The sequence below is a fragment of the Ruminiclostridium cellobioparum DSM 1351 = ATCC 15832 genome (assembly GCF_000621505.1).
GTDB lineage: Bacteria > Bacillota > Clostridia > Acetivibrionales > DSM-1351 > Ruminiclostridium > Ruminiclostridium cellobioparum.
This window is the reverse complement of sequence record NZ_KK211289.1, coordinates 1-11817: the sequence shown is the minus strand read 5'-3', so window position 1 is coordinate 11817 and position 11817 is coordinate 1. Positions and strand designations below refer to the sequence as shown.

General features: G+C 43.1%; 8 protein-coding genes and 1 pseudogene. All 9 read left to right on the top strand.

The window, feature by feature from the left end; genetic code table 11:
- Positions 1 to 90: 90 nt before the first annotated feature.
- A complete protein-coding gene (locus tag T344_RS0119515) occupies positions 91 to 1146 on the top strand; it encodes a D-ribose ABC transporter substrate-binding protein (protein ID WP_027630062.1) in 1056 nt (351 codons plus the stop codon).
- A gap of 280 nt (positions 1147 to 1426) precedes the next feature.
- On the top strand, positions 1427 to 2068 hold the full coding sequence (locus T344_RS0119510) for a DUF2291 domain-containing protein (protein WP_027630061.1): 642 nt from the start codon (positions 1427 to 1429) through the stop codon (positions 2066 to 2068).
- A 21-nt stretch (positions 2069 to 2089) separates the two neighbouring features.
- Entirely contained in the window at positions 2090 to 3643 is a 1554-nt protein-coding gene (locus T344_RS0119505) for a sugar ABC transporter ATP-binding protein (protein WP_034862468.1), read from the top strand.
- A 22-nt stretch (positions 3644 to 3665) separates the two neighbouring features.
- Positions 3666 to 4712 carry an ABC transporter permease gene (locus tag T344_RS0119500; RefSeq protein WP_034862465.1) on the top strand — a complete coding sequence of 349 codons (1047 nt, stop codon included), beginning with the start codon at positions 3666 to 3668 and terminating at the stop codon, positions 4710 to 4712.
- Positions 4713 to 4726: 14 nt separating this feature from the next.
- Positions 4727 to 5128, top strand: a complete 402-nt coding sequence (gene rbsD / locus T344_RS0119495) for a D-ribose pyranase (RefSeq protein ID WP_027630058.1) — start codon at positions 4727 to 4729, stop codon at positions 5126 to 5128.
- Between the two features lie 99 nt (positions 5129 to 5227).
- Positions 5228 to 6715 (top strand): glycerol kinase GlpK, encoded by a 1488-nt coding sequence (glpK, locus tag T344_RS0119490; protein WP_027630057.1) that lies wholly within the window; start codon positions 5228 to 5230, stop codon positions 6713 to 6715.
- Between the two features lie 166 nt (positions 6716 to 6881).
- Positions 6882 to 7892, top strand: coding sequence for a LacI family DNA-binding transcriptional regulator (locus T344_RS0119485; RefSeq protein WP_051572072.1), 1011 nt, complete (start codon positions 6882 to 6884; stop codon positions 7890 to 7892).
- Between the two features lie 29 nt (positions 7893 to 7921).
- A complete protein-coding gene (locus tag T344_RS0119480) occupies positions 7922 to 8809 on the top strand; it encodes a ribokinase (protein ID WP_027630055.1) in 888 nt (295 codons plus the stop codon).
- Between the two features lie 687 nt (positions 8810 to 9496).
- Positions 9497 to 11817 (top strand): annotated as a pseudogene (locus T344_RS28875) (hypothetical protein); the annotation flags it as partial.

Sequence of the window (11817 nt, the reverse complement as noted above, 5' to 3'; positions counted from 1 at the left end):
ACCGGGCACCGTTGCGGGAACTGACGGGGGGTCAAACTCCGTAGTATCTATATAAAAAATATATATTAAATTTTCGGGAGGATGTAATTTATGAAAAGAAAGTTTTTATCACTTCTTATGGCAGTTGCATTAACAGGTTCACTGCTTGCCGGCTGCGGCAGCACCAAACAGGCCGAATCAACCAATTCATCGGCAGCTCCTTCATCAACTGCAGCATCAACTCAGGCAGCAGAAACATCTGCGGGTGATACTGGCGCAGCCAAGCCTCTTACAGGCGGGAGATCGAAAATAGTGTATATAATCACCCCTTCACATTCAAATCCGTTCTTTAAGACTGAGGCTGAAGCAGCTGCTGCAAAAGCAAAGGCTCTGGGTTATGAAGTCAAGACGGTATCACACGACGACGACCCTACAAAGCAGGCAGAATTATTTGATACCGCAATATCTGAAAAGGCGGCTGCAATCATCTGTGACAACGCTGGTTCGGATGCAACCGTTGCAGCAGTCAAGAAAGCAAGAGACAATAATATTCCAACTTTCCTTATAGACAGAGAAATAAACGAATCCGGAATTGCAATTTCGCAGATAGTTGCAAACAACTACCAGGGTGCAAAGGCAGTTGCCGAAATATTTGTTGAAGCAATGGGTGAAAAGGGTAAATACGCAGAACTGCTGGGCAAGGAATCAGATACAAATGCAGGTGTGAGATCAAAGGCTTTCCATGAGGTTATAGACCAGTATCCCGACATGAAGCTTGTTGCTACACAAACCGCCAACTGGGAACAGACAGAAGCATATACAAAGATGGAAACCATTCTTCAATCCAACCCCGATATCAAAGGCGTAATCTGCGGTAACGATACAATGGCAATGGGTGCTGCGGCAGCTATAAAGGCGGCCGGTTTGAAAGGTATAGCCATAATAGGGGTTGACGGCAGCGACGATGTGAGAGATGCTATAAAAGCAGGTGACATCACTGCTACAGCTCTTCAGCAGGCAGCGTTGATCTCTGAGATGGCAGTCGAACAGGCTGACAAATATTTAAAGACCGGCGCTACCGGTGCTGATGAAAAGCAGCTTGTAGACTGTATCGCCATTACAAAAGATAATGCCGATAAATTATCAGCTTTCAAATTCAGCAAATAATAGCGAATAATAGTAAATAATATTGTATAGTTAATAAGGGGACTGTTGCAGAATAAAGCAAATGTAATGCAGATATTTCAATTGCTTAAATTGGCAGCAGCCCCTTAAATCCGAAAAAAGTCAGTTATTATCAGTCCGCAAAGCCTCCTGAATTCATAAATTTCTAGCTATTTATGGACTTTGATGATATTTTGAGATGTAATTGATTTTCGAATTTTCTTTTATCATTATGAGAAGCTCACAAAAGACAAGATATTCTATCAGGACAAGGAGGAAGTATATGAAAAAGAAAGTTTTGCTTGTGTTGCTGGCAGCAGTTTTAATGCTTTCATCATTAACAGGCTGCATCAAGATTGTTAAAACCGGCGAAGAATATAAATTGACAGGTGAGACCCAATTCAATGCGGGGGATGATGTTGCAGGGATATGGGACTCAAAAGCAGTTCCCGAGTTGACTGAAAAGGCGGTGGACCTGCTTGCTTTCTTAAATGAGGCCAACGGGGATTTCAAATCTCTGGACAAGAAGTACGGAAAGTATTCCATGGGTACATCAGGCGAGCTTAATTATACGGTAAAGGGCGAGGCAACGGTAAAGGAAGTCAACACCGAAAAGAAATCGGGCTATATGGAAGTGACTCTGGAGGGCTATACCGGCCCGGCTGTTATCAGGCTGCAGGTTGGTCCGGTATTTAAGGGTACTTCCATAAGGGATTCGTTAAATATAATCAAATTTGAGGAATATAAGAATCAGGTTGATTTTGCCGCAGTATCCCAGAGTATTCATAAAATTGTTGAGGAAAAAATAATAAAACCGGTGGACCTTGCTTCCTTGGAAGGTAAGAAAATCGAATTTACCGGCTGCTTTACGGCAGACAAGGAAGATCTTATTTTAATTACTCCGGTTGCTTTAAATGTGAAATAGAAGAGGGGGCAAAACACCGCAATGGATAAAGTTAGCTTGAAAGACTTCTCGCAGAACAATGTTTGCCTGCATGCCGAATGCATGGATAAGATCTATCCCGGCACCAAAGCCCTGGATAATGTCTCCTTTGATGTAATAAAGGGCAAGGTTAACGTTTTGATCGGAGAAAACGGGGCGGGGAAATCCACACTGATGAAGATTATTGCAGGTATTGAACAGCCATCCTCCGGAAAGATCTACATGGACGGGGAAGAGGTTTTGTTCAGGGATACCACTGAGGCAAGAAAACATGGAATAGGCATTATACATCAGGAGCTGAGCCTGTTTCCAAATCTTTCGGTATATCAGAATATCTTTATGGCAAAAGAAAAGACCAGGGGAAAATTGATTCTCGATAATAAAACACATATAGGACTGACAAATAAAATTCTGAATAAACTTGAACACCCTTTGGATGCCAACACCCTGGTGGGGGATTTGAGGGTCGGTCAGCAGCAAATGATAGAAATAGCCAGAAATCTGATTCAGGATGACCTGAAGATATTGATTATGGATGAACCGACTTCATCACTCAGCCAGCAGGAAGTTGATGTACTGTTTAAATTAATGCGGGAATTAACTGCTGAAGGCATATCAATCATATATATTTCTCACAGGCTTGAAGAAATAATGAAGATAGGTGACTATGTAACAGTATTACGGGATGGTAAATTTGTTGCAAATGCGGCGGTAAAGGACATAAGTGTGCCCTGGATCGTACAGCAGATGGTTGGAGAGGGCAAGTCCTACCCCAAAAGAGACAGGAAAATAGACTGGAGCAGGCAGGAAAAGGTATTGGAGGTTAAAGACCTCACACTGCCCAAAAGCGGCGGAGGGTATCTGCTGGACAATGTCTGTTTTGATCTGAAAAAAGGTGAAATACTTGGAATATATGGACTTATGGGCTCGGGCAGAACAGAGATATTTGAATGTATCATGGGGCTTAGACCCGAGCATACCGGAACAATAAATCTGGAAGGTAAAGCACTTAAAGTCAGGAACATATCCGAGCAGCTTGACAGAGGCTTTGCAATCGTTCCGGAGGACAGACAGAGAGAAGGGATCATTCAGACTCTGGATATAGGCAAGAACATATCTCTTTCCAGTCTGAAAAATTATGCAAAAGCTTTTTTTGTTGACTCCAAAAAGGAAAATAAATTTATTGATGAACAGATAAAAGATATTCATATAAAGGTTGCGGACAAAAGCCTGCCAATCTTATCACTGTCAGGCGGAAACCAACAGAAGGTAGTTATAGGCAAGGGTATTCTGACAAGTCCCAAGATTCTTTTGCTTGATGAACCCAGCAGGGGTATCGACATTGGTGCAAAAACTGAAGTCTTTGATATTATTAACCAATACGCCGAAAGAGGCCTGTCTATAATTGTTATTTCATCCGAATTGAAGGAAATTGTGGCTATTGCAGACAGGGTTATCGTAGTTTCCAATGGGATTAAAACCGATGAGTTTTCGGGTGATGAAATTAAGGAAGAAAGTCTGGTATTAGCCTCATATAAAGGCCACTACGGTAACTAATGGAAGAAAAGGGGAAAGGGACATGAATAATTCTAAAACAATCAAGAAATCAAATAATACTCTGGTCATGAATCTGCTCAAAGGCAGAACGCTGATAGTATTGTCCATATTAGTTGTATTTTTCAGTATTGCAAGTCCTACGTTTTTGTCGGCCAGCAGCCTGCTCCTGATTGCAAAGCACGTTGCACTTTATGGAATACTTGGTATCGGTATGACTTATGTTATCATAAACGGAGGAATAGATCTGTCTGTCGGTGCGATAGTAGGCCTTTCTGGTATGATTGCCGGAGGTCTTATAAATGAAGGCCTCCGTATGTTCGGTTACACCATTTATTTCAGTGTACCGCTGATCGTACTTATAACAATAATCTGCGGGGCATTGATCGGTATAGTAAACGGTCTGGTAATAACAAAATTTAATGTAGCTCCTTTCATAGCAACACTTGGTATGATGTATATCGCCCGAGGTTTTGCACTGCTCCGTTCCAACGGTGCGACCTTCTCCAATATTGTGGGAAAGGAAGGGCTTGGAAATACGGGCTTTGAGGTTTTTGGCAGAAATGTGGGAGGGATTCCCGTAGGGGCCATAATACTTGCAATCATAGCAGTAATAGCAGCCATTGTGCTCAAAAAGACTCCCTTTGGATGGCATATTCTCTCCATCGGAGGAAATGAAAAGGCTGCAAGATTGTCAGGCGTCAAGGTCAAAAAAGTAAAGATAATGGTTTACATGATTTCAGGAATATGTGCGGCCATCGTCGGTATAATAACAGCGTCCCAGCTGGTAGCTGCGCATCCGGCATCGGGGGAATCCTGGGAAATGAACGCCATCGCTGCAACGGTATTGGGCGGAACCTCAATGGCAGGCGGTGTGGGAACAATTGGCGGAACCATAATCGGTGCCTTCGTAATAGGTGTTATTAATGACGGACTGGTTATGTGCGGCGTTTCGGAATTCTGGCAAATGGTTATAAAGGGCCTGGTTATCATATTTGCAGTAGTTATCGACCAGTTCCAGCGCAACCTGCAGGCTAAAATGGCACTGCAGTCCCGTAATGAAAATAAGTAACGGCGGAGGTACACATGAAAAAAAGAGGAATACTAAATGCACAGCTTGCCGGTTATATTGCAGCTCTTGGACATAACGACATATTTTTAATAGGTGATGCAGGGCTGCCCATTCCGGCAGGTGTTCCAACGGTTGACCTTGCTCTGTGCGGCGGCGTACCCAGCTTTGAGCAGGTATTGAGTGCCGTCCTTGAAGAGACACAGGTGGAATTTTATTATCTGGCAGAGGAAATTACAGGGAAAAATGTTTGCCTGCTGCAATATATAAAGGCTTCCCTGCCAAATGTTGATAATGAGTTTATGCCCCATTCCGAGTTTAAGGAATTCACAAAAAAGGTCAAATTCGCCATACGAACAGGTGAATTTACCCCCTTCCCCAATATTATACTGAGGGCAGGAGTGGCCTTTCCGGTTTAAACTGAGGTAATACTGTTTGACACAAAGCACTCAGGGGTGAACAAATTAGCCTGTAATAAATGTTCCTCTTATAAATGCTATAAACACAGGAGGCTAATTATGAATAAGGGTTTTATTTTAGCATTGGACCAGAGTACTTCTGGAACTAAAACCATGATAGTTGACATAAACGGAGATATTATTGCGAAAGCTTCCCTGGAACACACTCAGCATTATCCCAGGCCCGGCTGGGTTGAACATGATCCCCTTGAAATATATGAAAATGCCAAAAAGCTGCTTGCTGACGTCCTGTCTCAAGCTGAGCTGAAGCCTGAACATATCAGGGCTTTGGCAATAACAAACCAGCGGGAGACAATAGTTTTATGGGATAAAGCCACCGGCCTGCCGGTGTACAATGCAATTGTCTGGCAGTGCAGACGCACGTCGGATATGTGTGAAAAATTTAAAGAGAAGGGCCTGGAGAAGACAGTAAATGAGAAAACAGGGCTTTTGCTGGACCCTTATTTTTCTGCAACAAAAATAAAATGGATACTGGATAATGTGGAAGGTGTGAAGGAAAAGGCCCAAGCTGGACAAATCCTCACCGGTACCATTGACTCCTGGCTTATCTGGAAACTTACGGGCGGGGCGGTGCATGCCACGGATTATACCAATGCCAGCCGGACGCTGCTTTTTAACATACGTACTCTCAGCTGGGACAAAGAGCTCATAAAACTCTTCGGAATATATGAGAGCATGCTGCCCGAAATAAAATATTCGGATGATATATTCGGGTATACATCTGAAAATGAGCTGTTGGGGGCAAAGCTACCCATAACGGGTGTCATTGGCGATTCCCAGGGTGCGCTCTTCGGGCAGAACTGCTTTGAAGCGGGGATGGTTAAGGCCACTTACGGCACCGGCTCGTCCATCATGATGAATATCGGCTGCGATTATAAGGAAGTAGGAAACGGGTTGGTTACGTCTGTGGCCTGGGGTATGAGAGGCAGGGTGGAATATGCCATTGAGGGAATAGTCCACTGCAGCGGAGACGCATTAAAATGGGTAAAGGATAATCTCGGTCTTTTTCAGAATTTTGAAGAAGCAAGAGATATGGTCAATTCCCTTGAAAGCAATGAAGGGGTATATCTTATCCCTGCGTTTGTGGGGCTTGGAATACCTTACTGGGATTCAAATGCCAGAGCGGCTGTTGTGGGCATGTCCAGAGGGAGCCGGAAGGAGCACGTTGTCAGGGCAGCCATAGAATCAACCGCATACCAGATCAAGGATGCCATAGATACCATGACACAGGAGGCGGGTATACGGCCCAGGGAAGTGCGTGTTGACGGAGGCCCCACCAGGGATGCTTTCCTCATGCAATTTCAGGCAGACATGCTGGATATTCAGGTGGCAGGTGCTGAAATTGCAGAGCTGTCCTCCATGGGTTCGGTTTATCTGGCAGGACTGGCTGTGGGTTTATGGGACAGTAAGGAAGAGATAAAGTGTTTAAGAAAAGCATGCAATGTTTACAGCCCGGCAATGGATTCCGGTACGCGGGATGAACTGTATCGGGGCTGGAGGGCTGCCGTAAAAAGAGTACTGTGCTGAATACAAAAAACGTTTGACACCTACAAGTATAACTCATAAAATTTATTTGATATAATTAACATATTGACATTATAAAATAGTAAAAAACCGCTTTAGGAGAGTTATTTTTTTATAATGTCTCAGACTAAAATCGGGTTATCTGTTATCTGGATAAAATGGAGTGATTATGATGAAATTAACTGTTAAGGATATAGCAAAGGCGGCAAATGTTTCACCTGCCACAGTGTCCAATGCTCTTAACAACAGAAAGGGAGTAAGCGAGGAAATAAAGCAGAATGTCCTGAAAGCTGCCAGAGAGCTTGGGTATACCAAGGAAACCGCTTCCGACAAAAGTACCATAAGGCTGGTTATATTCAAAAGGCATGGCTATGTTGTCAATGATACTCCATTTTTTTCTTCCCTGATAGAGGGAATAGAGAAGGAATGCAGGCAGCAGGGATATCAACTGCTTATTTCCCACATAAGCATCATGGAGAAGGACTTCAGGGAGATCATAGCAGGTTTGAATAATGACAGTGCTTCGGGAATGCTTATACTTGCAACCGAAATGCTGAGTGAAGACCTTGAGCTGTTCGGTAATTACAGAAACCCAATTGTTTTACTTGACAGCTGTCTCAGGGACAGCAATATTAATTCGGTTCTCATAAACAATGAAGATGCTTCATTCAGGGCAACCAGTTATTTAATAGAAAATGGGCATACCGAGATAGGCTACATCGGCAGCTCGGCCTTTATAAAAAACTTTTTTTACAGAAGGCAGGGATTTCTGGACGCCTTGCATGAATCCGGGATAGCTGTAAAAAAGGAGTATCTCATATCTGTCGAGCCCACAATGGAAGGTGCATACAGGGATATGTCAATTTTTCTGGAAAATAACAAAAACCTGCCGACAGCCTTTTTTGCAGACAATGACACTATTGCCTTCGGGGTAATGAGAGCTCTGAAGGAAAAGGGTATTAATATTCCAAAGGATGTTTCCATCATAGGTTTTGATGATATGCCCTTCTGCGAGATAACAAGCCCCAGACTGACAACAATAAAGGTATTTAAGCAGGAAATGGGAAGCACTGCCGTAAAAAGGCTGATGTCATTAATGACTGAAGGCGGCGGGCCTTCACAAAAAATTCAGATCAATACCGAACTTATTGTCAGGGACAGTGTCCGTGATCAGAAATAACCAGTCTTTAGCATAGGAGAGTGTGCAGCTTGAATAAAATACTGAATTTTGGATCATTGAATATAGATATTGTCTATAGCCTGGATCATATAGTTCGCCCCGGCGAAACAATTTCTTCCCGGAAAATCAATACCTTCTGCGGAGGAAAGGGACTGAATCAGTCTGTAGCAATAGCAAGATCGGGACTTGAGGTTTATCATGCCGGAAAAATAGGCAGGGACGGAGCTGTAATAAGAGAGGTCCTGGACGGGGCGGGGATAAAGTGCGATTTCCTGCTGGAAAGTGAAGGGCGTACGGGTAATGCGCTGATTCAAAAAGATAAGTCCGGTCAAAACAGTATTATACTTTTCGGCGGTGCAAACAGGGAAATTACTGCCGGTGAGATAGACAGTATATTGGAGCAGTTTACTGAGAACGATATTCTAATTTCCCAAAATGAAATAAGCAACGTACCCTATCTGCTTGAAGAAGCCCGGAAGCGTAATATGAAAATAGCATTTAATCCTTCACCCATGGAAGACTGGATTAAAAACACCTCATTGGAAGGTATAACCTGGCTGGTAATCAATGAAATAGAAGGGGAAGATCTTACAGGTTCCGGCAAGCCGGAAGAAATAACAGAACGGCTTTTGGAGAAATATCCAGATATCTGCGTTGTTTTGACTTTGGGAAAAAACGGGGTTATATATTCGGATAAGTCCGGCCGGTTCAGGCATGATGCATATAATGTAAAAGTGGTTGATACAACTGCAGCCGGTGACACATTTTTAGGATACTTTATAGGGTCCATAGCAAAGGGCTCTGATATTCCTACTTCCCTGAAGCTTGCCTCGCTTGCCGCATCACTGGCTGTTTCAAAGGCAGGTGCCGTCTCCTCCATACCAACAGTTGAGATGGTAATGAATTTGATTAAATAAAAAATTCATATCTGAAAAATTTATATCTGAATGAAGTAATGCGGCGGCTATGTTTATAGCCGTTTTTTTATGGTCAAGAAATCATTATGACTACATATTCCTGAAAAATCAGTACATAGAGCTGTCAGGCCTGGCGTTAAAGTAACAATTTTTTACCGGCGAGTTTATGGATTAACTGACACAGTAGTTAATTTAACGCGTTGTGCTAATTAATTTTGTTTTGCTTTACCTGTGTAATTCTTTATATCAACTGGTAACTTCCGCACTAACTTCATGAAATAGGGTGCACCCAAAACAATTACAAAAATTGTATCGCCTCATTAATAAAGCGATTTTGTCGTCGCTCAAACTCAACATCCTATCTCGATTTGAAGCTCAAAGCAGCGTCCTGCTGCTTTGACGGCAAAACCGCTTTACCTTCGTCGATAATTTATCGTAATTGTTTTTAACCATGCATCCCTATTTCATGAAGTTGTCCTCGCGTACCAGTTGATTCCAAATAAATTTATCTGTAAAGCAAAACAAAATTTCAACTAGCACAATAGATTAATTTATGCATATCAGCAACTAAAAAGCATCACTTCTTAACAAAATCATAATTTACTCAAAAAATTTATAAATCCGGGTGTTAAATCAACTTCAAAAATTACTAATCAATATAGGAATAAATTTTAGGAGTTGAAAAGGATGTACACCAGAGTACCGGACAAATCCGTAGCCGCACATAATAAAAATCACCAGAACTCATCATCAAGGCAAAAATCGTTAGTCAAGCAGCCAAACTACATGGAAATAATCCTGCGTCTCAGAAGACTGCCCAATTCATTGACACAGCAGGATATAAATATTCTCCAGAAAACCATCGGAAACCAGGCAGTTATTAAGCTGCTTACCGATATTAAAAAGATACCTCCAAAAAACAACCAACCCGGTCAAGACAAAGAAACTACTCCCGGCACACAGGACAAGCAGCCGGATTCTAAAATGCAGCAATCGGAAAAACAACAGTCGGAAAAACGGCAATCCGGATTGCAGCAGCAGGATACCGGCAGCAAGACCGTGGAAAAAAGAGAAGAACAAAGTGACTCAGGTGACCTGAATACTAGGTTGACAGAGGCATCCGGGTCGGCTGAACAAAAAGCTGAAAAGCAGGAAACAAAGGAAAAGGCTGCTCCGGTAACGGCAGAAAAGTCCATCACTGTAACTGCTTTGAATAATTCAAATACGGGTAGTAACACCGACACTGTTTTAAGTAAATCCGATGCAGGCAGTAATACCGTTAAGGAAGCAAACTCAAAACAGATCCAGGTGGCAAAGGAAAGCTCTTCACGGCAGGAGACTTTACAGCAAAACAAAGAACTCTTTCAACCAAAACTTGAAAACAAGGGGGATACCGATCTCCAGACAGATAAAGAATCAAAACCTGCTTCCCTCAAGGAAGAAAAAGCTGCTGAAGGCGGTAAGCCAGCAGAAAATAAAAACCTGGTGAAAACAGCCGACAATGGAGCAGAAGCAGTTTCTGATAAAAATACAGCAGCTGCTAATAAAGATGCCCAGGCCAAACAGGAAGCCGTGTCACCTGTGGAAGATGTCCCAACTCCAGCAGGCTCTGAAAAAGCAGGCAAGGCTGAAAATGCTGCAAATAGCGAGAAAGCTCAAAAGCAGGCAGCAAAGGCACCTGCAGTTAAAATATCCGGCGAAGACCCCTTAAAGATACTGAATCAGCTGGGAAGCATTCCGCCTACCGAAGCAGTAAATGCATTTTCACAGGCCGCTGCTGTTTCAGACGGTGCCTTTGAGAAGCAGCGGGCCAGGACTCAGGCTGTCATGCCTGAAATACCTACACCTACAGGGCTTCCTGCAATAAAAGACAAGGGTTTCAAAGCTGCTGCTGCCAATAAGGTAAAGGAAATAAAGCATAATGAGCCTGCTGCCTTCAGGAGCGAGAAAACAGGAGGCAAGGCACACGAGGGAATACCCGGTGAAATTAAATTGAGCTCAAACCCTGAAGCCGACGCAGATGACGTAATGGCCGAGGCCAGACAGTACTCAAAAAATACACCTTCAATTGGAATGACAGGAGAAGCCGATCCAAATCAGATGGAGGGCTTTAAAAGTGAGGCAGAACAAAACGTTCGATCAGCAGAACAGGCTGAGTTGATTCAGACCAACCAGGACTTCGGAGAAAACGACATAGCACCTAAAGAGGATCCAACAAAAATAAAAGCTGCAAAACCCATAAGCCCAGTCATACCCCTTGGGCTGGAAATCAACAGGACGGCACCCATACCTCCTGATGTGGCTTCCATAGCCAATCCACAATTGAGTTCCGAACTAAAAACCTTTATGAAGGGAAAAGAAAACGAATACCAGCAGGGCAAGGCACAATTCGATACGGGAGTATCCAATGCAAAGCAAAATGCCAATGAGCAAATAGAAAGCCGGAAAACACAGGCAAAGGACACCCAGCTCAAGGAGCAGGCCAGTGCAAAAGCAGAGGTGGAAGGCTATAGAAAACAGTGGAGGACAGAAGTAAACACAGCAGCATCGGAATATGACAAAGAAGCAGGCACCGAGGCAGAAAAAAAGAAAAAAGAAGTAGGAAAGATAAAAGAAGAAAAAGAGGGCCAAGTCAAAAAGACAATGTCCCAGGCAGAAAAGGATGCAGACAGGGAATGTAAAACAGCAAAAAAGGAAGCCGAGGAAAAGAAAAAGGAAGGCGAAAAAAAGAACATATTCGAAAAAGCCTGGGATTGGGCCAGGGACAAAGCAGAAAAAGCGGTGGACTTCGTAAAGAAAGCAGTAAGCTTTGTATTTGACAAGCTGCGCCAGGCAGTAAAAACCATATTTGAAAAAGCAAAACAGGCGGCACTGGGACTGATAGAAGCAGGCAGAAAGCTTATAGTAGGTGCAATCAAAGGACTTGGAAACGTACTGAAAGGACTTGTAAAAAAAGTATTTGCCAGATTCCCCGGAATATCCAAAAAAATATGCGGCTTCATAGACAG